This window comes from Salinibacterium sp. NSLL17 (assembly GCF_015864935.1).
Classification (GTDB): Bacteria; Actinomycetota; Actinomycetes; order Actinomycetales; family Microbacteriaceae; genus Rhodoglobus.
In genome coordinates, this window is the sequence record NZ_JADYWH010000001.1 from 1522922 (window position 1) to 1548944 (window position 26023).

Sequence of the window (26023 nt, forward strand, 5' to 3'; positions counted from 1 at the left end):
AATCTCTAGCGTGGGAAATACACCCCGCGCGACTCGCAGGTACTCGGCCAGATCACCTCTGGTCGGGTACCTGCTTCGTCGCCTCGGAACCTCAGTCCTGCTCCTCTTCGGAGTCACTATCGTCACGTTCGCTCTCGCGAACCTTGTGCCGGGTGACCCCATTGCGGCAGCGCTCGGTGAAGGGGCGGCGAGCAACCCCGCCACTGTTGAGGCCTATATCAAGGAGCGCGGGCTTGATCAGCCGCTTCCTGTTCAGTACGCCAACTACATTGGTGGACTGTTCCAGGGCGACATGGGTATTTCGTTGCGTACCACCCAGCCTGTGGCCGACGACCTGGCCAAGGCCGTTCCTGCCACTGTGGAGATCGCACTGCTGGCCATCATCGTGAGCCTCGGCATCGGCGTTGCTCTCGGTTCGCTCGCGGCCTACCGCCGCGGCAAAATCAGCGACCAACTTGTTCGCGTCTTTTCGTTGATCGGCCTCAGCATCCCTACATTCTGGATGGCACTGGTCAGCTTCAATTTCTTCTTCCTCCAGTTGCGCATCGCGCCTGGTTCGGGGCGGCTCTCGCCGGCTCTGGCACCGCCGCCCACAGTGACAGGTTTCTACACGGCCGACGCTCTGCTGGCCGGCCAGTGGGTCACGTTCACTGACGCGCTTGCTCACCTCATGCTTCCGGTCTTCGTGTTGTCGCTCTTTACAATCGGCCTTCTTACGCGCTTCGTGCGAACCTCCGTTCTCGAAGTGCTGGATGCCGACTATGTTCGTGCCGGCCGCGCCAAGGGGCTCAGCGGCTCGCGCTTGCTCTTCGGCTACGTGTTGCGCGGTGCATCGCTGCCTATCCTCACTATCGTCGGTCTCGCCTTCGGAACGCTCCTGTCGGGCACGGTGCTTGTTGAGGCAGTGTTCGCCTGGCCTGGCCTCGGCAGCTACGCCTACAACTCGGCAACGAGCCTCGACCTGCCCGGTGTCATGGGTGTCGGTCTCGTCGTCGGCGTTGTCTACCTGTCCATCAACTTCGCCGTCGACCTGCTTTACGGTGTACTCGACCCGAGGGTGAGGCTCGCATGAGAACGCGTTGGCTAAAGATTCCTGCCGCGTGGATCACTCCGCTCGGTGTCATTGGCGCTGTAATCGCCATCACGTGGGTGGGCATTGCCTTCACTGCCCGGTTGTGGGTTCCGTTCGACCCGCTGTCGCAAGATTTGCCTCGACTGCAGGCTCCCGGCATCGACACCCTCATGGGCACGGATGCTCTCGGTCGCGACATCTTCTCGCGCCTCATGACCGGTGCCAGCGTCACTATCCCGCTGGCCCTCATGCTTGTGCTCATGTCGCTCGCGGTCGGAACCCTCATCGGCGCGATCGCCGGTTACTTCGGCAAGTGGGTCGACGAGTTGCTGATGCGCCTGACGGACCTCGTGATGGCGTTTCCCACGGTCATCCTTGCGATGGTCGTTGCCGCAGCCCTTGGCCCGTCGCTCTTCAATGCGGTGATCGCAGCTTTTGTTGTCTCGTGGCCGCAATATGCGCGAATGACACGGAGCATTGTGTTGGGGCTTCGAACCCAGAACTACGTCATGGCCGGGCGCCTCATGGGCTTCTCGCCATTCAAAACCTTGCGCGTCGACATCGCCCCCAACGTGGTTGGTCCGATTCTTGTTCTCGCGAGCCTCGATGTGGGAACGGCAATCCTGTTGCTCTCCGGCCTCTCGTTCTTGGGTCTCGGCGCTCAGCCACCAACGGCCGAGTGGGGCTCAATGATTTCCGCGGCCATCCAGAACTTCGATAGCTGGTGGATCGGGTTGTTCCCGGGTCTCGCCATTCTCACTGTGGTGATGGCCTTCAACTTCGTGGGCGACTCGCTGCGTGACATTTTCGATCCCACCTCCCAGGTATCGCGAGCGGGGGCACGGTCATGAGCGACATCACAACACCTCAGACTGCGGATGCCGAAGCGGCAGTCACTGCGCCGGTGCTCACGGTTGACGGCCTCACCATCGGCATCGGCTCCCGTAAGAACCTGAAGTCCATCGTTAAAGGCATCAGCCTCGCACTCACCCCCGGACGCATTCAGGGTCTCGCGGGGGAGTCGGGCTCGGGCAAGACGGTCACGTCGCTCGCGATGTTGGGCTTGTTGCCGAGCAATGCGGTTGTTGGCGGGTCTATTCGCTTGAACGACACCGAGCTCGTCGGGATGACTCATCGTCAGCTGAACGAGATTCGTGGTCGCCGCATCGCGATGATCTTCCAGGACCCTTCGTCGAGCTTGCACCCGCAGCTCACGGTTGGCGTGCAGCTGACCGATCATGTGACTCGTCACCTCAAGCTGTCGAAGAAACAGGCTCGCGCACACGCTATCGAGTTGCTCGAGCGCGTGCGGGTGCCGAACCCTGCGGAAGCCCTTGCGCGCTATCCTCACCAGTTCTCGGGTGGACAGCGTCAGAGGATCGCAATCGCGATTGCGCTGGCCTGCGACCCGATCGTGCTGTTGGCCGACGAACCTACAACGGCGCTCGACGTGACCGTTCAGGCGGGCATCCTGCACTTGCTGCGTGACTTGGCCGATGAGCGCCAACTCGCCGTGCTGTTGGTGACCCACGACTTGGGTGTCATGAGCGCCATCGCCGATGACATTGCGGTGATGCGTCACGGCGAGATTGTGGAGTCGAATGTGCGAAGCGAAATCTTCGTAAACCCGCAGCACGCGTACACGCGCGAGCTGCTTGCGTCACTTCCCGGTGCTGCTGGCTTCGAGGAGGCAAGCGAATGAGTGAATTACTTGAGGTTTCAGACCTCGTTATCGAGTACCACGGCGCGACCGTAGTGCGCGCTGTCGACGAAGTGTCGCTCACGATTGCTCCCGGCGAAGTGCTGGCACTCGTGGGGGAGAGCGGTTGCGGCAAATCGAGTCTCGCACGCGCTGTCGTAGGCATGGAACGGCCTCGTGCTGGCGCGGTGACCTACCGTGGTGCCGAGGTTCCTTTGCTTGGAGTGCGTCGTCGTCGTGCGCAGTTCACCTCGATCCAGATGGTCTTTCAAGATCCGAACTCGTCGCTTAACCCGCGTGTTCGCGTCGGTCAGCAGATTTCTGAGGGCATCCGCGCCGCCGTTGAACGTGGCGATGAAGGCTCGCAGCCCGAAGAGTGGCTCGAACGCGTCGGACTTCCCACCGAGATGGTGTCGCGCTACGCTCACGAACTGTCGGGCGGGCAACGTCAGCGCGTTGCTATCGCACGTGCGTTGGCTGCGCGCCCCGATCTCTTGGTCGCCGACGAACCGATTTCTGCTCTGGATGCGTCGAGTCAGGCATCCGTCGCTGACATGATGCGCAAGCTCGCGCTCGATGCCGGCGCTGGGTTGCTCTTCATTTCTCACGACCTCGCGATCGTGCGGCTCATTGCCGACCGCACCGTCGTGATGTATCGCGGAAAGATCGTCGAATCTGGCGTTTCGGATCTCATCTGGAATGACCCAGTGCACCCGTACACGCGAGCGCTCATCTCGGCGATCCCGGAACCGGATGGCACCGGCACGTTGCCTGCCGCTCCGGCTGCAGAGGCTCCAGAAGAGTGGCGGATGACGCTTCCTGAGGCCCTCAATCGCGCCTGATCCACGGCTGCCCGTGCTTTCGCGCGGGCCTGTTCGCGTCCAAATTCCGTAAATGTAACTACATGCTTGTGTTTTGGCGGATTCTTCGGGGATAATGTCCCCAAGCGGTTAGCCGCACAATTTAACAGCCATGTGCCGTCACAGGCACCGTTCGTGGGTCGATGGGGAAGTCGCATCCAACGGAACGGAGATATCGTGACTGCACAAAACGCTCGCGGAGTGCTCTATGTGCACTCTGCTCCTCGCGCGCTCTGCCCACACATTGAGTGGGCTGCTGGTCGCGCTCTTGAACGTGCCGTGAACTTTAACTGGGACGATCAACCCGTGCTCAGGGGTTCTCAGCGTGCTGAGTTCTACTGGGAGGGCCCCCAGGGTTCTGGCGCCACGCTCGCTTCGGCATTGCGCGGGTGGGAGCACCTCCGGTTCGAGGTCACCGAAGATCCCAGCCCAGGTTCCGACGGCGGCCGCTGGATGCACACTCCCGACCTTGGCATTTTCTTCGCGCAGACCGACAGCGTTGGCAACATGGTGATCCCCGAGGATCGTCTCCGTTACGCCATGGAAGCTGCGGGGTCCGATGCCTTCGAGTTGCACCGTGAACTCCGTCTTGCTCTCGGGCAGGCATGGGATGACGAACTTGAGTCGTTCCGTCACGCCAGTCAAGATTCTGCAGTTGTGTGGCTTCATAAGGTCGGTTGACGATGATTTCCGAACGTACGACTGTCTCTGAGGTAGTGGCTGACACACGGATTCCGCTCATCGAATGGCGCGACTGCGTGGATTTCGTGCTCGACTCCGTCGACTCGACGTTCGATGGCGAGTGCACTCTGCACGACGGGTGCCGTTCAATCCTTTAGACCTTGTCGCTGCATCCATCTGCACCTGTGTGTGACTGATGGTTCGCTGCGAGCGTGCCGTTCAGGTCGCGCCCAGCAGACTCACGGCGTAGCGTTGAGGTGTGGCCGGAAGTATTCGGGCACGGTTGCCACAACGGACCGTCCCCGGGTCCTCGGACCTTGTTCTTCCGGCTGAAACTATTTCAGGATTTGGAAGGAACATCATGTCTCGTTTTGACGGAAAAGTAGTTCTCATCAGCGGTGGTGCCCGCGGAATGGGCGAGTCCCACAGCCGCGCCATCGTCGCGGAGGGTGGCAAGGTTGTCATCACTGACGTTTTGGATGCTGAGGGTCAGACTCTCGCAGACGAACTCGGCGAGAGTGCCGTTTACGCCCACCTCGATGTCACGAACGAAGAGGAGTGGCTTGCAGCAGTGAAGCTGGCTGTCGACACCTTTGGTGGCCTCAACGTTCTGATCAACAACGCGGGTATCGCGAACTTCGGCACCCTCGACACCTATACCGCTAAGGACTGGTCGCTGATCATCGGGATCAACCTCACCGGCGCCTTCCTCGGCATCAAGTCGGCGGCACCGGAACTGGTCAAGAACGAGACCTCCTCGATCGTGAATATCTCGTCGACGGCCGGAATGCAGGGCTTCGCCGCCCTCCACGGCTACACTGCCTCCAAGTTTGGCCTTCGCGGTTTGACGAAATCAGTCGCGATGGAACTCGGCCACCAAGGTGTGCGGGTCAACTCGGTCCACCCGGGAAACATCCGGACTCCAATGACCGACGGCTTGGAGATCGACGACTCAAGCACACCGATCCCTCGTCTCGGAGAGCCAGAAGAAGTCACCAAAATGGTTCTCTTCCTGGCCAGCGACGACGCCAGTTACTCCACCGGCTCTGAGTTCATCATTGACGGTGGTGTTCTCGCCGGAGACGGTGCGGTCAACTAGCTCACGAACCTCACGGAGCGTGCGCACGCACTGACGACGCTCAACGAGAAATCGCCCGCCCGATCAATGATCGGGCGGGCGATTCTTCGTTAAGGCTCAATTCCCTAGAGCGGCCGAGCTGGCTCCGTGGCTAGACCGAGCGGAATGCGGCGACAGCGTTGTGTCCACCGAAGCCGAACGAGTTGCTGATGGCCAGCTGCGGGCCGGCGCCGAGGTCGCGAGGCGACGTGACGACATCCAGCGGGATCGCAGGGTCTTGGTTGGTGAGGTTGATCGTCGGGGGCGCTGTGCGGTGGTGGAGCGCGAGAACCGTGAAGATCGCCTCGAGTGCTCCTGTGCCGCCCAGAAGGTGGCCTGTGGCGCCCTTCGTGGCCGAGACGGGAATGTTGGGCAGGTGATCGCCGAAGATGCGCAGGAGCGCCTTGTACTCGGCAATGTCGCCGACGGGCGTGCTCGTGGCGTGAGCGTTGATGTGGGTAACGTCTTCTGGCGTTGCTCCGGCGGCGTCGAGGGCGTCGCGCACGGCGCGTGCTGCGGCGGTTCCCTCGGGGTCGGGAGCGGTGATGTGGAACGAGTCGCTTGTTACAGCGCCACCGGCGAGCTCAGCGTAAATGCGAGCGCCACGGGCGAGAGCGTGCTCCTCAGTCTCGAGAACGAGCGTCGCCGCTCCTTCGCCGAGAACGAAACCATCGCGGGAGACGTCGTAGGGGCGTGAGGCGGTAGCCGGGTCGTCATTGCGCTTCGAGAGCGCTTGCATCGACGCGAAGGCGGCGATCGGCAGAGGATGCACGACAGCTTCAGTTCCACCAGCAATGACGACATCCGCGAGTCCGGCCTGCAGGTGCGCGTAGGCGTTAGCGAGGGCCTCGGTGCTGGAAGCACAGGCGGAAACGTCAGTGCGCGCGTAGGCACGCGAGGGGATAGCCATGCTGATCGCGGCCGCAGCAGCGTTCGGCATGAGCATGGGGATAGTCATGGGCAGAACGCGACGCGGGCCCTTTTCACGCAGGGTGTCCCAGGCGTCAAGAAGCGTCCAGAGTCCGCCGATTCCGGTGGAATAGTCGACACCGATACGCTCAGGGTCGACGTCGGGGGAGCCGGCATCCGCCCAGGCTTCACGAGCCGAGATAAGGGCGAACTGGCTGGAAGGATCGAGTCGCTTGTACTCGACGCGCTCCAAAACCTCTTCTGGGCGCACTTTTGCCTGCGCCGCAAACGTTACGGGGAGAGAATACTTTTCAACCCAGTCCTGCTCGAGAGAGCGGGCTCCGGATTCGCCAGCGAGAAGGGCGTTCCACGACTCGGTCGCGGTTCCGCCGATGGGCGTGGTGGCACCGATACCGGTGACAACGATCTTTTTGGTCATTTCACGTTCCTTTTGAGTGCATGGCTCAGAAAGCCCACCAACGGCAGACTCCTGGAGTGCTGCGCGGAGGCCAACCGCAGTGAGTGCGGTTGGCCGTCCACGTCGAGCGGGTGTTACGCCTGAGCGTTGGTGATGAAGCTCACTGCGTCACCGACGGTCTTGAGGTTCTTTACCTCTTCGTCGGGGATCTTGACGTCGAACTTTTCTTCTGCGTTGACAACGATCGTCATCATCGAGATGGAGTCGATGTCGAGGTCATCGGTGAACGACTTGCCCATTTCAACGGTGTCGGTCGCAATGCCGGTCTCGTCGTTGATGAGCTCAGCCAATCCGGCCATAACTTCTTCAGTGGACAGTGCCATGTTTTTCTCCTTGGGATGTAAATTGACCGTTAGCCAGTGTAGGCCAGCAGCAGTGATTCTGAGGGGTACTACGGCAGAACGATTACTTGCGCGCCGAAGACGAGCCCGGCACCGAAACCGATTTGAAGGGCGAGGCCGCCACTCAATTCGGGGTTCTCTTCGAGCAGACGGTGAGTCGCGAGCGGAATGGATGCCGCAGACGAGTTGCCCATGTCGGCAACATCGCGAGCAATCACGACAGACTCGGGCAGCTTCAGCTGCTTTGCGAACTCGTCGATGATGCGCATGTTGGCCTGGTGGGGGATGAACGCAGCGAGGTCGTCTGCGGTGATCCCCGCGACATCCAGTGCTTCCTTCGCTACCTTTGCCATGTCCCAGACAGCCCAACGGAAGACTGTCTGACCCTCTTGGCGGAGCGTCGGCCACGCGGCTTCGCCTTCGCGGAAGTCGACGAGCGTCGCGTTCATCTTGATCGCGTCAGCCTTCGAGCCGTCTGAGCCCCAGACCGGAGCCGAGATACCGGGGGTGTCGCTCGGGCCGATAACAACAGCACCGGCGCCATCAGCCAGAAGGAACGAGATGCTGCGGTCGGTGGGATCGACAATGTCAGAGAGCTTCTCGGCGCCGATCACGAGGGCGTATTTTGCTGCGCCCGCGCGGATCAAAGCATCAGCCTGAGTGACCGCGTAGCTGAAGCCAGCGCAGGCAGCGTTCACGTCGTACGCCGCGGCAGGGTTGGCTCCCACACGATCGGCGACAACAGCGGACATCGACGGCGTCTGCAGAACGTTGCTGATCGTCGCGATAATGACAAGGTCGATCTCCGACGGGTTAACGCCAGACTTCTCAATCGCTTCGCGAGCGGCATCCGTGGCGAGATCGACCGCGAGGATGCCCGCTGACGCGCGACGGCGGGTGATCATGCCCGTGCGCTGCTGGATCCACTCATCGCTCGAGTCGATCGCTTCAACGAGCTGATTGTTGTCCACAATCAGGTCGCCGCGGGCGGCGCCATAACTGTAAATCTTGGTGAACTGTGACCCGGCGGACTGGGTGAGGGTGGGTGCGGTCATGCGTTGGCCTCCATCAGGTCAAATGCTGCGGATAAATCATCAGGTGTCTTCACAGCGACGGCCGGGATGCCCCGGAGTCCGCGCTTGGCGAGGCCAACAAGAGCGCCAGCGGGCGCAAGTTCAATAATTCCGGTGACTCCGGCATCCGCCAGGGAATTCATCGTGAGATCCCATCGAACCGGCGATGACACCTGACCAACGAGGAGATCGACGAAGTGTGAGCCGCTCTCGATGAGCGAACCGTCACGGTTGGTGTAGATCGGTAACGTCGGATCGTTTGCAGTGAGTCCCGCGGCAAACGTCTCGAGGTGAGCGACGGCCGGCTGCATGTAGCGAGTGTGGAACGCGCCGGCGACCTGAAGCGGAATAACCCGCGTGCCCTTGAGGGGTTCTTCGGACAGTTTCGCGAGAGCATCGAGGGCGCCGGCAACAACAATCTGTCCACCGCCGTTGAAGTTGGCTGGTTGAAGCCCCAGCTCGGCAAGGCTTTCGAGCAGTGCCTCTTCGTCTCCGCCGATGACGGCGGACATACCCGTGGATTCGAGGGCGGCGGCGGAAGCCATTGCCGAGCCACGCTCGACGACGAAGCGCATCGCGTCGCTTTCGGAGAGGATTCCGGATGCCGCAGCGGCGGTGATTTCTCCGACCGAATGTCCAGCGACAGCACCGATGTGCTTGCGGCGGTCGCCCGCTGTCAGCGCGCTCAACGTGAGTAGGCCAGCGGCAACGATGAGCGGCTGAGCCACTGCGGTGTCACGGATGGTGTCGGCATCCGACGTGGTTCCGTGGGCAATCAGATCGATGCCGGCGGCGTCAGAGATCGCGCCGAGCTGGTCGCGCAGAGAGGAATCTTCGAGCCATGGCTCAAGAAACCCGGGGGTCTGGGAGCCCTGTCCGGGCGCTACTACAACAATCACTTAGCTAGTCTGCCAATCTTTCGTCGGAATCGCTTGGATAACCCCACCAAAGCTTGGAGGGATCGTTGTGTGAAATCGCCAAAAGCGAGGGTGCTAGCGGGCGCGGCCCGGCTCAGGGTCAGAAATTGAGCCCACGATGAGAGCCGCCTGCAAAATCAACGCTTCGCGCGCGCCAGTGGCATCCCAGCCAATGACCTCGCTGACCCGCTTCAAGCGATAGCGCACCGTGTTCGGGTGCACAAAGAGCTCACGAGCAGTCGCTTCAAGAGAGCGCCCATTATCGAGATAACACCACAGTGTGGTGAGCAGATCGGTCGAGTGTGCCTGAAGTGGCTTGTAGATCTTGTTGATGAGGGTCGAGCGTGCCAACGGATCACCGGCGAACGCACGCTCCGGCAGCAGGTCGTTGGCGAGCGTCGGTCGAGGAGCATTGCGCCAGGACCGAGCTACCGCAAAGCCGGCAAGAGCAGCTTTTGCGCTCTTGGAGGCATCGACCAAGCTCGGCACTTCTGGCCCGAGCACAAGGTGGCCGCTCCCGAATCCCGGCTCGAGCTGTTCGGCGATGGTAATGAACGGCAGGGGCTCAGCATCTTCCGCTTTTTCAGAACGGGGGGCCGCACGACCAATTACGAGCACGAGACGACTGCCTTGCACGCCAATGAGAACATCAGCATCAAGATGACGAGCTGTTCGCCGAAGCTGATCGACGTCGAGCTGGCGGGGGGAGGTGCCGACGAGTACACACACCTCGCCGTGACCATTCCACCCCAGGGCGGCGATACGACTCGGGAGTTCGTTGTCATACTCGCCGCTCAGGATCGAGTCGACAACGAGTGCCTCGAGTCGGGCATCCCACAGTCCGCGAGCTTCCGCAGCGCGGGCGTACACATCTGCCGAGGCAAACGCGATTTCGCGGGAGTACAACAGGATCGCTTCCCGCAATACGTCGTCATCCGCTTTGACACGCGCCTCAACTACTTCAACAGCGATGCGGATGAGTTGAAGCGTTTGCTGGAGCGAAACGGAACGTAGTAGCTCGCGAGGGGCAGCACCAAACACATCCGCCGCAATCCACGGCGTCGTCGTGGGGTCTTCAAACCAGCTAATAAAACTCGTGATGCCGGCCTGAGCAACTAAACCGACAGCGGAACGCCGCCCTGGTGGCATTTCGCTATACCAGGGCAGCGTGTCCTCAAGTCGCTTCAGCGTTGCTGTCGAAAGTTCGCCCGTGATGACTCGCAACCAGGCGAGCGTCTGCGCCTTAGTTTTCTGTACCGGGGGAATGGTTGCGACCTAGCTTTCGCCGCCGGCAGAACCGGTGGTGCCTTCGTTGACGTCGTGGAGGCTGTACTTCTCAATTGCTTGAGCCGGAACAGCAGGATCCATCTCGCCGCGCTTCACGAGCATCTCCAAGGTGCGAACAACCAACGAGTGGCTGTCGATCTTGAAGAAGCGGCGTGCAGCAGCTCGCGTGTCGGAGAAGCCGAAGTCATCAGCACCCAAAGTCGCGAACTCACCGGGAACAAAAGCCCGGATCTGATCGGGGACCGCGTGCATGAAGTCGGTGACCGCAACAAACGGGCCCTTGGCGTCCGCGAGCTTAGTCGTGACGTAGGGAACGTGAGGTTCTTCGTTGGGGTAGAGGAAGTTGTGCTCTTCAGCAGCAAGTCCATCGCGACGAAGCTCGGTCCAGGACGTGACCGACCAGACGTCAGCGGCGACTCCCCAGTCCGAAGCCAGAAGCTGCTGGGCCTCGAGCGCCCACGGCACAGCGACACCGGATGCCATCAGCTGAGCCTTGGGGCCGGTGATCGTCGGCGACGACAGGTGGTAAATGCCCTTGAGCGCACCCTCGACATCGAAGTTCTCCGGCTCAGCAGGCTGAACGTGAGGCTCGTTGTACAGGGTCAGGTAATACATGACGTTGGGATCTTCGTGCTTGCCGCCGTACATCCGCTCGATACCCGCGCGCACAATGTGGCCGAGCTCGTAACCGAACGCAGCGTCATAGCTGATGACCGCAGGGTTGGTGGATGCCAACAGGATCGAGTGTCCGTCAGCGTGCTGCAGTCCCTCACCCGTCAGCGTCGTGCGACCGGCGGTGGCACCCATGATGAAACCACGGGCCATCTGGTCGCCAGCAGCCCACATGGCATCGCCGGTGCGCTGGAACCCGAACATCGAGTAGAAAACGTAGACCGGGATGAGGGGCTCACCGTTGGTGGCGTACGAGGTGCCGACGGCGGTGAACGCAGCAAATGCTCCTGCTTCGTTGATACCGACGTGCACGATCTGGCCCTGCGGGCTTTCCTTGTAGGCCAGCAATTGCTCGCGGTCTACCGAGGTGTAGTGCTGCCCGGCCGGGTTGTAGATCTTCGCCGTGGGGAAGTACGCGTCCATGCCGAACGTGCGCGCCTCATCCGGGATGATCGGCACAATGCGGTTACCGATGGACTTGTCGCGCAGGAGGTCCTTGAGGAGACGGGCGAAAGCCATGGTGGTGGCGATCTCCTGCTTGCCGGAGCCCTTTTTGACGACGTCATAGGTTTTTGCTTCGGGAAGCTCAAGCTGCGTGTACTTGGTGCGACGCTCAGGTACGTAGCCGCCAAGCTCGCGGCGGCGCTCTTGCATGTACTGAATGGCCTCATCGTCTTCACCGGGGTGATAGAACGGGGGCTGGTACGGATCTGCTTCGAGCGCGGCATCCGTAATCGGGATGTGCATTTCGTCGCGGAACTTCTTGAGGTTGTCGAGCGTGAGCTTCTTCATCTGGTGGGTCGCGTTGCGGCCCTCGAAGCTGGGACCGAGGCCGTAGCCCTTGACCGTCTTCGCGAGAATGACGGTTGGCTGGCCCTTGTGCTCACTCGCTGCCTTGAAGGCGGCGTAAACCTTGCGGTAGTCGTGACCACCACGCTTGAGGTTCCACACGTCGTCGTCCGAGAGGTGTTCAACCATCTTGAGCGTGCGGGGGTCGCGGCCGAAGAAGTTCTCGCGAACGTAGGCGCCAGACTCTGCTTTGTAGGTCTGGTAGTCGCCGTCGGGGGTTTGGTTCATGAGGTCGCGCAGCGCGCCCTCTGAGTCGTTGGCGAGCAAGTCATCCCACTCGCGGCCCCAGACAACCTTGATGACGTTCCAGCCGGCACCGCGGAAGAAGCTCTCGAGCTCCTGGATGATCTTGCCGTTACCGCGAACCGGGCCGTCGAGACGCTGGAGGTTGCAGTTGATGACGAAGTTGAGGTTGTCGAGCTTCTCGTTGGCTGCCCACTGCAGGGCTCCACGGCTTTCGACCTCGTCCATCTCGCCGTCGCCGAGGAATGCCCAGACCTGCTTGTCAGACACATCCTTGATGCCACGGTTGCTGATGTACTTGTTGTTCTGGGCCTGATAGATCGCATTGATCGGGCCAAGACCCATTGACACGGTGGGGAACTGCCAAAACTCCGGCATGAGGCGCGGGTGCGGGTAGCTCGAGATGCCATTCGGTGCCTGCGACTTCTCTTGACGGAAGCCCTTCAGCTGGTCTTCGCTCATGCGACCTTCGAGGAAGGCGCGAGCATACATACCGGGGGAGGCGTGGCCCTGGTAGAAGATTTGGTCTCCGCCAGATTCGTGGTCTGCACCACGGAAGAAGTGGTTGTGTCCTACTTCGTAGAGAGCGGCAGATGACGCGTACGTCGAGATGTGGCCGCCAACGCCAACGCCGGGGCGCTGCGCGCGGTGCACAGTGATTGCGGCATTCCAGCGAATCCACGCACGGTAACGACGCTCGAGCTTTTCGTCACCGGGGAAGTCGGGTTCATCTTCTTTTGCAATGGTGTTGATGTAGTCGGTGGTCGGAACCATCGGCACACCAAGGTGCAAGTCTTTAGAACGCTTGAGAAGGCTGAGCATGATCTCGCGACCGCGCTCGTGGCCTTGTGCTGCAACGAGGGAGTCGAGTGATTCGTTCCACTCGGCGGTCTCCTCCGGGTCCTTGTCGGTGTTGGTTACCGAGTATGGGTCCTGGTCGTTTACCGTCACCGTTGACCTCTTTCGTGTAGAGAACAGAGTCGTGCGAGTCGAGGCACTACCGGGTTACGGATGTGATGGGATCGACTACGCCCATCGATTCTAGTTGTCGAATGCGGCAAGATTCGAACCGGGCCAATTTCTCCTGTAATTGTGGGGAATTCGGACGGTTTTCTGGGGGAAGGTTTCGTATGACCATCACGCGAGGGGCAATTGCGCCCGACTTTGAGCTTCGCAATCAGCACGGACAGACAGTCAGCGGGCAGGAACTGCTTTCACGACGAGCGGTACTCGTCGTTTTCATCCCCCTCGCGTTTTCTCCCGTGTGTACCGACGAGGTAACTCAGCTCAATGAGTGGCACGACGTTGCAGCCAGCGCCGGGGTCGAAATCGTCGTGATTTCTGCGGATTCGACGGCCACTTTGCGGGCATGGTCAGAGGCTGATGGCATCCGTCTCTCGTTGCTTTCTGACTTTTGGCCTCACGGGGCGACTGCGCAAGCTTTCGGCGTATTCCTTCACGACAAAGGTTTTGCGAGCCGCACCAGTTTCCTCATCGATAAAGCCGGAATCGTGCGGGATGTTATTAGTTCCAAGCTCGGCGAACCCCGCCTATTTGCTGACTACGAACGGGCAATCGAACAGCTTTCGTCCGACCGGTAGTCACGGTTTTGTGGTGGGTGCGCAACCGGCACCAAAATCCCGTGTAACATTATCGAGCGCTGCTTCGCATTGCGTCGCTGCGGGCCTTTAGCTCAGCTGGTAGAGCGCCACGTTTACACCGTGGATGTCATCGGTTCGATCCCGGTAGGGCCCACCGCAACAGAAAACCCCCGTCACTGACGGGGGTTTTCTTCGTTTCCTGCGCACATTCGGCGCTATGCTCCCTGCACGACCCGCGGCAGTCCGGTCGATGCGGTCCCAACCTGACGAGGTGGAGCTCCATGTCGAATGACGTCTCAGATTCTGTGCTCGAGCGCGCGCACGACCATTCCCAGCGCTATCTTCAGAGCCTGGCTGCTCGCCATGTCGGTGCGCGCGCGGGGCGCGACGAGATGATGGCGGCGCTGCACGAACCACTGTCGACGCTCGGGCACGACGACCATGCCGTGATCGATCTCCTCGCTGACCAAGCGGAAACAGGGATGACCGACTGCGGCGCTCCGCGGTATTTCGGTTTCGTCATCGGCGGCGCCCACCCTGTTGCTCTTGCCGCCGATTGGCTGGTGTCGACGTGGGACCAGAATGCGGGCATCCACGCGATATCTCCTTTTGCTGCTGCCGTCGAGGAGGTCGCCGCTGAGTGGCTGCTTGACCTGTTCGGTTTGCCGGATGACGCCTCGGTCGGCTTCGTTACAGGCGGACAAATGGCGAACTTCACGTGCCTTGCGGCAGCCCGTCACAACGTGTTGAGGCGAGCCGGTTGGGATGTCGAACTCGACGGACTCGCGGGTGCGCCGCGAGTAACTGTCGTGGTCAGCGCCGCGGCTCACGTGACGATCGATGTGGCATTGCGGTACCTCGGATTTGGCACGCGTTCGCTCGTGACCGTCGACGCCGATGACCAAGGCCGGATGCGCGCGGACAGCCTGCGCGACGCGCTCGCCACCGTGCGTGGCCCCGTGATCATTTGTGCTCAAGCCGGAAACGTCAATAGCGGTGCGTGCGATCCTCTGCGCGAGATCGCCGAGATTGCCAACGAGGCGGATGCGTGGCTCCACGTCGATGGGGCGTTCGGTCTCTGGGCCCGCGCCAGCGCTGAGCTAGCGCCCCTCGTCGACGGCATTGAGAACGCAGATTCATGGTCCACCGACGCCCATAAGTGGTTGAACGTCCCCTACGACAGTGGCGTCGCGATTGTGAAGCACGCGGCCGACCACCGTGCGGCGATGAGCGCATCAGCGGCCTATCTCATCCAGACCTCAGGGGCTGAGCGCGACGCAATCGATTGGGTTCCAGAACTCTCACGGCGGGCCAGAGCGATACCGATTTATGCCACATTGCGCACGCTGGGCCGCAAGGGCGTCGACGACCTGATCGCGCGTAGCTGCAGGCGTGTTCGCCACATGGCGTCGACTCTCCAACGTGAAGACGGTGTAGACGTGCTCAACGAGGTTGTGCTCAACCAAGCGCTCGTGCGGTTTGCCGATTCTGACGACGTCACTCGTGCGGTCGTTGCTGGCGTGCAAGCGGAAGGCACCTGCTGGGTCAGCGGCACAACGTGGAACGGGCACGCGGCAATGCGAGTCTCGGTCACCAATTGGGCGACGACCGAACGAGATATTGATCTCAGCGCTGCCGCAATTCTTGAGGTCTACAGTGCCGAGCGAAGTCGCGGCATCCAATGATCTAGTAGCGCCGGTGAGCGCGCTCTGGATCGAACGGGCCGGTGAGCGTGCAGGCGCTTTGTTCACTCTCGTTGATCGGTCTATCCCTCATATTTGTTGCACTATCTGTTCTGAGTACGGCTCGGCATACCCGCAAAACATTGGTATCGCCTTAGGATCTGTGCATGGCATTCCACGACGACGTTGACGACGCGAACGATGCGAACGACAAAACGTCTTCAGAGCATGAGTTCGAACTACCCTTTCCGAAGCCCGCAACCGGCACATCTCCCGGTGCGGACTCGGCGAATGACACGACCGCTGACGGTCTTGTCGACCTGAGCGAAGCATCCACTGACGGCATTTTCAATCTGGATGCTGCGCTCAATGCAGATACGTCTGTGCCGGCTGCGCCGCCCGCAGACTCTGTCGCACCGCCAGCGCCGCCCGTTGGCGCCTCAGGATTTGCGCCCATCGACCTCAACGAAGAGTTCCAGCGCTCCGACGTCGCAGATGCGCTCGACCAGGGAATGCCTCCTTGGGCCATGGCGCCCGCTCCTGATCCCACCCAGGCTGTTTCGCAGCTCGATGCTCCGAGTGATGCAGATTCCGAGCACGCCGTCGCACCGTCAGCAGCCGATGACAACGATGACGACGACCCCTACCAAATTCCTGCTGATTACACGACGCCAGATTTCTTCGCGTCCCGTATTTCTCGCCGACGCACTCCAGAAGAAATGGAAGCCCACGCTGCGGCAGTAGACGCTGAAAGCGACGCATTGGCTACTGCTCTTGCCGCTGGCGAGGCTGCAGCTGCCGGTGAGAGCGCAACTGCTCCGACTGAGCCTGCGCCGGTCGAATCCGCAGCCGCTCAATCAGCAGCCGCTCAGTCCGCACCGGATGATTCCGCGGCAACCGAATCTGCCCCCGTTGAATCTTCGCCGCTCGATGCTGCGCCAGTCGCACCTGAGCCGCTCGCGTCAGAATCGGTCGAGCCAGCCCCCGTTTCTGCTGACGCCATTGCGCCTGCCGCGGACGAGTTCGATGAAGATCTTGGTGCGTTCGATCTTGGCGCTACCGAGGGCGCAGATGACTCCGAAGAGTTCAGCTTCGAATCGCTCTTTGCAACGCAGGAACCAGAAGCAGCTGCGCCTCACGCGCCCGCTGAAGACGCACCGTCCGGTGACACACACTGGGCAGAGGTTTCCCCTGTCGCGGGTGACAGCTCCGATCCAATTTCAGCCGAATCGGATGCACCCGCTAACCACATCTGGAAGCTCGGGCCGCTTGAGCCCAACGTTCAGGGCTCCACTCCCGCACCGGCTCCTGTAGAGGAACAGGCTGCAGCAGAGGCGCCTCTTCCTGTGGAAGAAGTCATCGACGGTGCCCCCATGTGGAACCTCGACGGCAAGGATGCACCGGCCGTTGTCGAGGCACCGAGCCTGAATAGCGACGGGTTCCTTTCGCTCGATGAGGTTCTCACTCCTGACTCCGACGTTTCGGATATTGCGAGCGACGCTACTGTGCCCACAGCTGAAGAGGTCGCGCCGCAGGAAGACGCGACCGACTCAACTCTTGCCGATGCCGACGCGAGCACAGCTGCTGACGACGACGCTGAATCAAGCGAGTTCGCTAGCGCCCCGTCCGTCGCGAGCGTTTCGGCCTTCGACCTGGATGCTGCGTTCCGCGAAGCCGCCGATCCTGAGCCCTCTGCTGAGAACTCCACGAGTGAATACCTTGCGCCGCCCACGCCTGAGTCCGTGATCGAGCCTGAGTATGTCGCGGCACCAGCAGATCCGGCAGATTCAGTGGCCGCAGACGAACCAGCGTCGACGACGGAGCCCGAGCCGATCGAGGCCTTCGAAGAGGCGACCGAAGCGGTTGCCGAAGAGCCTCTCGACGTGTTCTTCCCCGCGCCGGCCGCAGAGACTGCTCTCGAAGAACCAGAGGGATTTGGCGCGGTTGAGTCCGCAGTCGCCGACGCTGACGACACTGCGGAATCCAACGACGCTGCCGAACCCAGCGAAGTCTCCGAACCTAGCGAAGTCGCAGAAGTCACTGACGCGGCCGAAGTAGATTCACCCTTCACGCGCCGTCAGTCGTTCATCGCACCGGCTGATGAGGAGCCGGCAGCGATTGCTGCAGACGCCGTCGAAACTTTCGACAGTGTGGCGCCCACGACTGAATCAACAGCTGCCATCGCAGAAGTTCCCGAGGTCGTTGAGCCCGTAAATCTCGCTACTGACGCTGTCGAATCGGCGTTCGTTTCAGAACCGGAAACAGAAGCGGAACTAGAAGCCGAAGCAGAAACCGAAGCAGCGTCTGAGGCAACGAGTGCTCCTGAGACTGAGATTGCTTTTGAGGCTGTGACGCTTCCTGAGGCCCCGAGCGCCCCGGAGGCAGCTGACGTTGTCGCTCCCGCGTTTGAACTCCCGGCCGAGCCCTTCGTCGAGTCTGCGGAACCTGCCGAACCCGTCCAGCCGAGCCCAGTTCAGGCCGCGCCGTTCGTTTCGAGTTTTGCACCGGAAGCATCCTTCGTCCCGGTCGCGGAACCAACTCCCGCGGCAGAAGAAATTCCAGCAGCCCCAAACACTCCCGTTGCGGACGAGTCGGCGACTGCGGAAGCACCGGCAGCGAGCGAAGAACAGCCTGCTAGTGCAGAAACTGCGACAGAGGACGACGTCCCGACGCCTCCCACCCGCCGTTCGATGGCGGATGAAGACATTCTGAACTGGGCAGACAGCCCCGAAAACCAGTCAACGGGAACGCTGAGCGTCATTGAGGTTCTCGAAGCTCAGTTGCGATTGCGCGAAGAAGAAGCCCGGGAGTACCGCGAATGGGAAACTACATTCCGGTCCCGAGGCGGCCCCGTCGCCGATCAAGTCATCGAGCAAGTTCGGTCCGAATTCTCGGAGGTCGTCGACCACGATGAAGCGCCCTCTGCGGCTGCGGAGACTCACACGCCGGTCGAGCCCCAGGCAGAGACCGCGCACGTCGACATTGATCAGGCTGCTTCTCACTCCGCTGGAACAGCCAGCGAATCAGCGGATGCGCCTCCCGCAGTGCCGGAAGAATCGTCCGCCACAGTTGCACCCGCGCCAGCACCCGCTGCGGCCCAATTGCCGTCGTGGGACGTTCCGCCGCCCAGCGAGTCGTGGTCGCCTCCCGCGGACTTCGAAGACGAGATCCCCTTTGCTGCTCACGCAGATCCGACCGGGTCGATCACAATTCCTGTTCTAGGCGACGACTCTGAGCAGCCGTCTAATGAGCAGCCGTCTGTCGAGCAGCCTGCTGCTCCGGCAGCGGCTACCGAGCCCATTGCCGACCCCGCAGCTTCTTCGTTCGATGCCGACTCCGGCTTTCTTTCCTTGGGCGATGCTCCGGAAGCTCCCGCGGGCGAAGCGGAAGCTGCCGAAACGCCTGATGCTGCCATCGTTCCTGAAGCGCCGGTAGTTTCCGAATCGTTCGCTGCGCCCGAGTTGCCTTTCGCCACACTGCCAGCAGCTGCGCCCGAGGCGCCCGCCGCGCCCGAAGCGACTGACGAGACCGCAGCTCCGGCCCCATCTGACGTTCAGGCTGCTCCTGAATTCCCCGCCGACGAGGATGGCGACTACGACGAGGTCGAATTCGCTCCGCCTGCTCTCGTGGAGCCGGACGTCGCGCCGAGCATTCCGCGCGCGAACCTCGACGAGCATGTCTCGTTCGGTGATTTCGGATTTGCTCCGCCGCCCGCAGACGGCGCATCGGACGAGGTCAACGCTGAGGCGGCCTCCGCTGAATTCGCTGTCGACTCGGCCGCTGATGAAAGCGACGCACCCTTCGCGTTCGATCTCCAAGCGGACCTGCCGAGCACCGCAGCATCGACGCCTGCTGAGGCGCCGATTGAAACCGAGCAGGACTCCGCAGAAACGACTGCTGTGGCCTCCGAGCCGGTTTCGGAATCTGTTCCCGACGATTCTGCAGCAGCGACCGCCACAACGGAGGGTGCTGCAGCTTTCAGCTTCGCCTCGACCGAGACTCCGAAGTACGTCGCATCGGAGCCGATCAGCTTTGATGACCTGCTGAAGACCGATGACATCGTGGATGCTGACGTCGATTCCGACGCCGATGAAGCGGATGTTGATCCATTGCAGGCGCTCCTCGCGAACGCCGCACCGCCTCTCCATGGTGACCCGCTCTCTGAAGTTCAAACTGGCTCGATGCCCATTGCCCAAGCCGCATTTGAAGCGGACGAGTCGGGAACGGATGACGCTGTTGACGACAGCGACCGCCTTTCGTACCCGACAGAGCTGTCCACCGCCGCATTCAGCGCCGGTGTGAGGGCTGCGCCAATCGACAGCGCTGCGCCAATCGACAACGCTGGCGCCGAGAACGTTCGCGCTGATAACGCCGATGACGAAATTCCCTTTGCCGCTGGGGCGGCAGGTGCTGCGCTTCTTGGTGGCGCTGCCGTTGCTGGTGCTTCGCTTGCGTCGCAGCCGGCACCAACGGGCGCTCCGGCACCTCTCGCTGCACCGCCAATCACTGAATCAAGCGCGGCTGCGCCAGCGCCGATCGATTCAATGCCTCAGCCAGTTGCTCATTCAACATCAGTTGTTGCTCAGCAGCCGCTCGGTCTTGATGAGGTCGCTCCTACTGCGCAGCGCGTCTTCAGCCTTGAGGAGAGTGGCCTGGAGCCGACTCCGGTTGATCGCCGCATCGGTCACGCCGCACGTCTCTTCTGGCTGTGGTTTGCTGCCAACTCGTCCATCGTGAGCCTCGGTCTCGGTGCAGCGGTATTCGCTGTGGGGATGAGCCTTCGCCAGTCGATCGTCGCTATCCTCGCGGGTGTCGCGCTGTCCTTCATTCCCTTGGGCCTCACAACTCTTGCGGGCAAGCGCAGCGGCCAGCCAACCATGGTTGTCTCGCGGTCGACGTTCGGGCTCCTCGGCAATATCGCTCCGTCGGCGGTTGCCTTAGTCGCTCGACTCTTCTGGGGCGCTGTGCTCTTGTGGGTCTTGGCTTCTTCGGTCGCCATTGTGCTGATCGGCTCCGACCTCAACGGTGGTCTTGGCGACCGACAGTTGCTTCTCATCGCATTGGCACTGTCGTTCCTGATCGCGCTGGTAATCGCTTTCGCCGGTTACCCGCTGTTTGCGCGCATCCAATTGATTCTGAGCATCATCTCGGGTGTGCTGATTGTGGGCCTCATCGGCTTCACGGCGCAGTACATCGACGTTTCGCAGGCGCTCACCACTCCCGACGGTTCGTGGCTGCTGACAGTCACCGGCGCCGTCTTGGTGTTCAGCTTCCTTGGTTTGGTGTGGGCCTATAGCGGTGCAGATATTGCCCGTTACCAGCGCCCGTCCTCGAGCGGTCCAGCGTCGATGTTGTCTGCCACCTTTGGTGCAGCACTTCCCGCCTTCGTTCTCATCGCCTACGGTGCGCTTCTTGCGGCTTCCGACCCCGCAATTGCTCGCGGTTTCCTCGCTTCGCCACTCGACACCCTGCTGCTCTTGCTGCCGAGCTGGTACCCGATTCCGTTGCTGCTTGCTGCTGCACTGAGCTTGCTCTCGGGCATCACGCTGAGCCTCTACTCCGGTGGTTTCGCCCTCCAGGCAATTGGAGTGCGGGTGCCGCGTCAGTGGTCAATCGTCATCGTTGCGGTCGTGCTCGGTGCTCTCGGTATCCTCTTCGCCTTCGGCATCGATGGTGGAATCAACGAACTGTTCCGGGATGTCGCAACCACGCTTGCGGTCCCCACCGCTGCGTGGGCGGGCATCTTTGCTTCGGAGACCATGATTCGCACTCGCAAGCTCGACAGCGCTGGGCTGCTTGCTCGCGGTGGAGTGTATGCCGATGTCCGTTGGGTCAACCTCGGTGCCTACATCGTGATCTCGGTGATCGGCTTCGCTCTCACGAGCGCAACGATCAGCTGGCTTTCGTGGCAGGGGTACGGCTTTACGGCACTCGGCGTTGATCTGAGTTCTGACCTCGCCGGCACCGACCTTGGTGTGCTCGTCGCGCTTGGCCTCGGAATCCTGACGCCCCTGGTGGCAGGTATTCCAGCGATTCGTCGTCAAGAGGCCGAGCAGCCTGAGCGCGCACCGCGTCCCGCCTAGACTGATCGCGTGTCTACTACTGTCGCTCATGTCCTTGCCGCGGCCGAACGGCTCTGGCCTGCATCCGGTGCCGAGTCGTGGGATGCGGTGGGGTTAGTCGCGGGAGACCTCGACGCCCCGGTGTCTACGATCTCTTTCGCGGTCGACGCGGTCATTGACACCGTCGACGAGGCTATTGCTGGTGGCGCGGACATGCTCATCACGCACCATCCGCTGCTCCTGCGCGGGGTCACATCCATAGCCAGCGACCGCTACAAAGGAGCGGTGCTGACCAAGCTTGTGCGTGCTGAGTGCGCTCTGTTGGCCGCCCACACGAACGCGGATGTCGTAGAAACCGGAACGTCAGGTCGCTTCGCCTCCACACTGGGCTTGTCGTCGATCGCCCCCATCGTCGCCGGTCAGACTCCCGATCGCGGCATTGGCCGCACGGGGCGACTGCCGGAGCCGATGACGCTCGGTCGTCTCGCTCGCCTGATCGCGGAGATTCTCCCGCCCACGGCTACCGGCGTTCGTGTTGCTGGTGATTTTGAGCAACTCGTTCAATCGGTGGCGTTGTGTGGGGGAGCGGGTGACGCATACTTGAACGAGCCTGCCGTGTTGGCGTCGGATGTCTACATCACGAGTGATCTGCGGCATCATCCGGCTTCTGAAGCTCGTGAGAATGCTCGGCTCCTGAATGGCCCAGCGTTGATCGATGTCTCGCATTGGGCGAGTGAATGGTTGTGGCTCGACGCTGCAGCCGAAGAGTTGCGGGCATTGCTGCCAGACGTAACGATTACGGTGAGCGAATTGCGCACCGATCCTTGGGATTTTGCGGTTGTGCAGTAAGCACACCGGTATACAGAGAGAAACATGACTATGGCATTGACCGCTAGCCCCGCTGATCAGGCGCTGCTCCTCGACCTGCAGGCCTTTGACACGAAGATTGCCCAGTTGGAGCACCGTGCAAAGAAGCTTCCTGAGCACGAGAAACTTACCGAACTGAAGCAGCACCGCGACAAGCTTCAGTTGACGATGTTAGAAGAGCGTGGCATCAAAGAAGACATCGAGCTCGAAATGAGCCGCGTTGAGTCGGATGTCACGGTGGTTGAGGCTCGCATCGCCCGTGATACTTCGCGCCTTGATGCGAGTTCGTCGGCCAAAGATGTTGCTGCGCTTGAGCAGGAGCTCGCCGCGCTGCGCACCCGTTTGAGCAACCTAGAAGACATTGAGCTTGCCGTCATGGAGAAGCTTGAAGCCCAGCAGAAGGTTGTAGACAATCTGACTGAGCAGGCGGACAACCTCCGTACCCAGGCCGCCGAGCTCGAAGCCAGCCGCGATGAAGCCCTCGTCGTCATCGAGGCGGAGTTGGGCACGACCCGTACCGGTCGCTCTGCTTTGCAGGCTACGATCCCGGACGATCTTTTGGCGCTCTACGAACGTCAGCGCGAACGTTACGGTGTTGGCGCTTCGCTGTTGCGCGGGGGAGTTTCGCTGGCATCCGGCGTGAAGCTCCTCGAGAACGAAATGCAAGAGATTCGGGCCGCAGCACCTGACACCGTGATCATGTGTGCCAGCAGTGAAGGCATTCTTGTTCGCACCAACGAGTCGGGACTCTAACCGCTCGTTGAACGCTAAGCTTGGCAGTTGAATGGGTCGGCAAGACGGTCGCGTTATCCGTTTAGGGTACCGAGGAACGTCCGGGCTCCGCAGAGCAGGATGGTGGGTAACACCCACCCGGGGCAACCCGCGAGAACAGTGCAACAGAAAGCAGACCGCCACAGACTTCGGTCTGGGGTAAGGGTGAAACGGTGGTGTAAGAGACCACCAGCGGCCGGGGTGACTCGGCCGGCTAGGTAAACCTCGTCCGGAGCAAGATCAGACAGAAGACGCTAAGGCTGCTCGCCGAGTCTTCGGGTAGATCGCTAGAGGTGTGCGGCAACGTACATCGTAGATAGATGACCGTCCAGCACGAGATTTCGGTCTCGTGTGAACAGAACCCGGCGTACTAGCCGGCCCATTCCTCAGTCTGAATGTGAGCGTCAGGCTCAGCCAGACTCGCCCGTGCGGTCGCCGAGTGCCTCTAGACGACGCCCGAAGTGCCCAAAAGCGTACCGATGAGGAACGTGGTGGCGAGGGCGAGCGCTCCACCGATCACAATCCGCAGCGTTGGTCGCACCCAGCTGTTGCCGCCAACACGCGCCGACAGCGCCCCGGTGATCACCAGTGCTGTCAAGACGGCGATGAAGGTCGCTAGGACCCGGATGGGTTCTGGTGCCAGCAGGATGGCGGCGAGCGGCAGCACTCCACCGATCGTGAACGCGAGCGCAGAGGCCCCGGCTGCTTGCCAGGGGCTCACGACGGCGTGTTCGGTGATGCCTAGCTCCGCTTCGAGGTGGGCCGCTAGAACATCGTGTTCGGTGAGCTCCTCTGCCACGCGTTGCGCTGTTTCTGCGCTGATTCCTTTAGCTCGGTAGATGGCCGCGAGCTCGGCGAGTTCCTCCTCCGGCATCTCGGCGAGTTCTCGTCGCTCTTTCTCGATGAGTGCCCGCTGGCTATCGCTCTGGCTGCTCACGGAAACATATTCTCCCAAGGCCATCGAGATGGCGCCACCGACGAGGCCGGCGACTCCCGCGGTGATCAGGGGAGCGATGGCGGAGGTCGCACCAGCGACGCCGACAACGATTGCAGCAACAGAGACAATGCCATCGTTCGCGCCAAGAACTCCAGCGCGGAGCCAGTTCAGGCGCCCAGCGATGTCGCCGGAATGGGGTTCATTGGTGTGAAAGCTCATGGCTATTCCTTTACGGCGAGGGCGGCAGCACCGAGAATGCCAGCGTTGTTGCGAAGTTTGGCGGGCACGATCGGCGTCTTCAACTTCAGCAGTGGGAGAAACTTTTCGTGGCTTTTTGACACGCCGCCACCGACCAAGAAGAGGTCGGGGGAGAAGAGCAGTTCGAGGTGGGTGTAGTAGCGCTGGAGACGCTTTGCCCACGCTTTCCAACTGAGGCGGCGCCGTTCCTTCGCGGAGAATGACGCGCCTTTTTCGGCATCCTGGCGCCCGATGGTGAGATGACCCAGCTCTGAATTCGGAACGAGGGTTCCGTTATAGATCAGCGCACTGCCGATACCGGTGCCGAGCGTTGTGAGCAAAATCAGACCGGGTACGCCTTGAGCCGCGCCGTAGCGCACTTCGGCGACGCCAGCGGCATCCGCATCATTGACAAAGCGGATGTCGCGGCCGAGGGCCTTCTCGAATAGCGCTTCGGCCTCGAGACCGATCCACTCTTTGGAGATGTTTGCGGCAGACATCGTCTTGCCGTTGCGCACGATTGCGGGGAAACATACGCCAACCGGCATCGACTCGGGAATTCCGCCGAGTTTTTCGATGAGCTCAACGACGACCGCGACGATCGCATCAGGTTTGCCCGATTTGGGCGTCGCGATCTTCATCCGGTCGCTCACCAGCTTGCCGGTGTCGGTGTCGACAATGGCCCCCTTGATTCCGGTGCCACCGATGTCGATTCCTAGAGCCTGAGTCATGCTGTCCTCTTTCGCGTGGTTAGGGGAGCGTCAGATTATTACGGGAGAGTCAAAACTTCGGTGCCACGTTCGGTGACGACCATTGTGTGCTCGAATTGTGCGGTCAAGCTCTTGTCGCGAGTGGTGACGGTCCAGTCATCGGCCCACAAATCCCAATCGTTGGTCCCGAGGGTCAGCATGGGTTCGATGGTGAAGACCATTCCCACCTCGATGACGTCGTCGAACTGCGGTGCGGAGTCGTAGTGGGGGATGATGAGGCCGGTGTGAAAAGCACGGCCAACGCCGTGTCCGGTGAAGTCGCGAACCACGCCGTAGCCGAAGCGCTTTGCGTAGGACTCAATCGCCCGGCCGATCACGTTGACCTGACGCCCAGGGGCTACGGCCTTGATTCCCCGGTTAAGCGCTTCTTGCGTGCGTTCAACGAGATTGCGAGCGTCGTCAGAAACGTCGCCGACGAGGAAAGTCTTATTGAGGTCACCGTGCATGCCATCTTTGTAGGCGGTGATGTCGATGTTGATGATGTCGCCATCTTTGAGCACCGTGTCATCCGGAATGCCGTGACAAATAACCTCATTGATGCTCGTGCAACACGACTTCGGGAAGCCACGGTAGCCCAGCGTTGACGGGTAGGCACCGCGGGACACCATGTACTCGTGCGCGATCTGATCGAGGTGTGCGGTAGTGACTCCGGGGGCAACCGCCGCACCAACTGCTTCGACGGCGCCGGCGGCAATGGTGCCTGCGGCACGGATGCGGTCTACTTCTTCAGCCGTGTAAACATCTGAACCGGTGAAGGTGCGCGGCGCCTTCTTGCCCACGTATTCGGGGCGGGTAATAGCCGAGGGGACGGCAAGTTGGGGTGGGACTACTCCCGGAACGAGGTGACCAGAATTATTCCGAGGCATTTCAGCAGTCTAACCGCGTAGCCTTGCTCTCG

21 protein-coding genes, 1 tRNA gene and 1 other RNA gene are annotated in these 26023 nt (G+C 61.3%); 14 read left to right on the top strand and 9 right to left on the bottom strand.

All coding sequences use genetic code 11. The features are described from left to right. Positions 1-10: 10 nt before the first annotated feature. The 7 genes from I6E51_RS07450 (at position 11) to I6E51_RS07480 (ending at position 5411) form a co-directional block, all read left to right on the top strand. Complete coding sequence (locus tag I6E51_RS07450; protein ID WP_197105782.1) at positions 11-1072, top strand: ABC transporter permease; 1062 nt, start codon at positions 11-13, stop codon at positions 1070-1072. Then, positions 1069-1923, top strand: coding sequence for an ABC transporter permease (locus I6E51_RS07455; RefSeq protein WP_197105781.1), 855 nt, complete (start codon positions 1069-1071; stop codon positions 1921-1923). Before I6E51_RS07450 ends, I6E51_RS07455 begins: the two co-directional genes overlap by 4 nt. Next, on the top strand, positions 1920-2774 hold the full coding sequence (locus I6E51_RS07460; protein WP_197109865.1) for an ABC transporter ATP-binding protein: 855 nt from the start codon (positions 1920-1922) through the stop codon (positions 2772-2774). Before I6E51_RS07455 ends, I6E51_RS07460 begins: the two co-directional genes overlap by 4 nt. Continuing rightward, positions 2771-3613 carry an ABC transporter ATP-binding protein gene (locus I6E51_RS07465; RefSeq protein ID WP_197105779.1) on the top strand — a complete coding sequence of 281 codons (843 nt, stop codon included), beginning with the start codon at positions 2771-2773 and terminating at the stop codon, positions 3611-3613. The genes I6E51_RS07460 and I6E51_RS07465 overlap by 4 nt, the downstream gene beginning before the upstream one ends. Positions 3614-3808: 195 nt before the next feature. Continuing rightward, on the top strand, positions 3809-4312 hold the full coding sequence (locus tag I6E51_RS07470; RefSeq protein WP_197105778.1) for a DUF3145 domain-containing protein: 504 nt from the start codon (positions 3809-3811) through the stop codon (positions 4310-4312). Positions 4313-4314: 2 nt separating this feature from the next. Then, the gene (locus tag I6E51_RS07475; RefSeq protein ID WP_197109866.1) at positions 4315-4470 is read left to right on the top strand and encodes a hypothetical protein; all 156 of its coding nucleotides are present in this window, start codon (positions 4315-4317) and stop codon (positions 4468-4470) included. A gap of 203 nt (positions 4471-4673) precedes the next feature. Next, entirely contained in the window at positions 4674-5411 is a 738-nt protein-coding gene (locus I6E51_RS07480) for an SDR family oxidoreductase (RefSeq protein ID WP_197105777.1), read from the top strand. A 130-nt stretch (positions 5412-5541) separates the two neighbouring features. Here the strand turns inward: I6E51_RS07480 and I6E51_RS07485 are convergent, their stop codons facing one another. The 6 genes from I6E51_RS07485 to aceE form a co-directional block, all read right to left on the bottom strand. Further along, the gene (locus I6E51_RS07485) at positions 5542-6777 is read right to left on the bottom strand and encodes a beta-ketoacyl synthase (RefSeq protein WP_197105776.1); all 1236 of its coding nucleotides are present in this window, start codon (positions 6775-6777) and stop codon (positions 5542-5544) included. Positions 6778-6890: 113 nt separating this feature from the next. Beyond that, the gene (locus tag I6E51_RS07490; RefSeq protein ID WP_010202791.1) at positions 6891-7139 is read right to left on the bottom strand and encodes an acyl carrier protein; all 249 of its coding nucleotides are present in this window, start codon (positions 7137-7139) and stop codon (positions 6891-6893) included. 68 nt (positions 7140-7207) lie between these two features. Continuing rightward, positions 7208-8212 carry a beta-ketoacyl-ACP synthase III gene (locus I6E51_RS07495; RefSeq protein WP_197105775.1) on the bottom strand — a complete coding sequence of 335 codons (1005 nt, stop codon included), beginning with the start codon at positions 8210-8212 and terminating at the stop codon, positions 7208-7210. Next, the gene (locus tag I6E51_RS07500) at positions 8209-9129 is read right to left on the bottom strand and encodes an ACP S-malonyltransferase (protein WP_197109867.1); all 921 of its coding nucleotides are present in this window, start codon (positions 9127-9129) and stop codon (positions 8209-8211) included. Before I6E51_RS07500 ends, I6E51_RS07495 begins: the two co-directional genes overlap by 4 nt. 93 nt (positions 9130-9222) lie before the next feature. Next, positions 9223-10371, bottom strand: coding sequence for a CdaR family transcriptional regulator (locus I6E51_RS07505; protein ID WP_231599685.1), 1149 nt, complete (start codon positions 10369-10371; stop codon positions 9223-9225). A gap of 51 nt (positions 10372-10422) precedes the next feature. Further along, positions 10423-13149, bottom strand: a complete 2727-nt coding sequence (gene aceE, locus I6E51_RS07510; RefSeq protein ID WP_197105773.1) for a pyruvate dehydrogenase (acetyl-transferring), homodimeric type — start codon at positions 13147-13149, stop codon at positions 10423-10425. A 179-nt stretch (positions 13150-13328) separates the two neighbouring features. Between aceE and I6E51_RS07515 the strand changes: the two genes are divergently transcribed. The 7 genes from I6E51_RS07515 (at position 13329) to rnpB (ending at position 23567) form a co-directional block, all read left to right on the top strand. Continuing rightward, positions 13329-13799: a redoxin domain-containing protein gene (locus I6E51_RS07515; protein ID WP_197105772.1), complete on the top strand. Its 471-nt coding sequence runs from the start codon at positions 13329-13331 to the stop codon at positions 13797-13799. A gap of 81 nt (positions 13800-13880) precedes the next feature. After that, a tRNA-Val gene (locus I6E51_RS07520) sits at positions 13881-13953 on the top strand. 127 nt (positions 13954-14080) lie between these two features. Then, positions 14081-15484: an aminotransferase class V-fold PLP-dependent enzyme gene (locus I6E51_RS07525; protein ID WP_197109868.1), complete on the top strand. Its 1404-nt coding sequence runs from the start codon at positions 14081-14083 to the stop codon at positions 15482-15484. A gap of 164 nt (positions 15485-15648) precedes the next feature. After that, entirely contained in the window at positions 15649-21564 is a 5916-nt protein-coding gene (locus tag I6E51_RS07530) for a cytosine permease (protein ID WP_197109869.1), read from the top strand. Between the two features lie 9 nt (positions 21565-21573). Then, positions 21574-22392, top strand: coding sequence for a Nif3-like dinuclear metal center hexameric protein (locus I6E51_RS07535; RefSeq protein ID WP_197109870.1), 819 nt, complete (start codon positions 21574-21576; stop codon positions 22390-22392). 24 nt (positions 22393-22416) lie between these two features. Then, positions 22417-23163: a zinc ribbon domain-containing protein gene (locus I6E51_RS07540; protein WP_231599686.1), complete on the top strand. Its 747-nt coding sequence runs from the start codon at positions 22417-22419 to the stop codon at positions 23161-23163. A gap of 32 nt (positions 23164-23195) precedes the next feature. Next, positions 23196-23567, top strand: an RNA gene (rnpB, locus tag I6E51_RS07545) — RNase P RNA component class A. 59 nt (positions 23568-23626) lie between these two features. Here rnpB and I6E51_RS07550 read toward each other — a convergent pair. From I6E51_RS07550 to map, 3 genes are read right to left on the bottom strand one after another with little or no spacing between them, the layout of a single operon-like run. Next, on the bottom strand, positions 23627-24337 hold the full coding sequence (locus tag I6E51_RS07550; RefSeq protein ID WP_197105768.1) for a VIT family protein: 711 nt from the start codon (positions 24335-24337) through the stop codon (positions 23627-23629). Positions 24338-24339: 2 nt separating this feature from the next. Then, positions 24340-25086, bottom strand: coding sequence for a polyphosphate--glucose phosphotransferase (gene ppgK, locus I6E51_RS07555; protein ID WP_197109871.1), 747 nt, complete (start codon positions 25084-25086; stop codon positions 24340-24342). A gap of 38 nt (positions 25087-25124) precedes the next feature. Continuing rightward, on the bottom strand, positions 25125-25991 hold the full coding sequence (gene map / locus I6E51_RS07560) for a type I methionyl aminopeptidase (protein ID WP_197109872.1): 867 nt from the start codon (positions 25989-25991) through the stop codon (positions 25125-25127). Positions 25992-26023 lie beyond the last annotated feature (32 nt).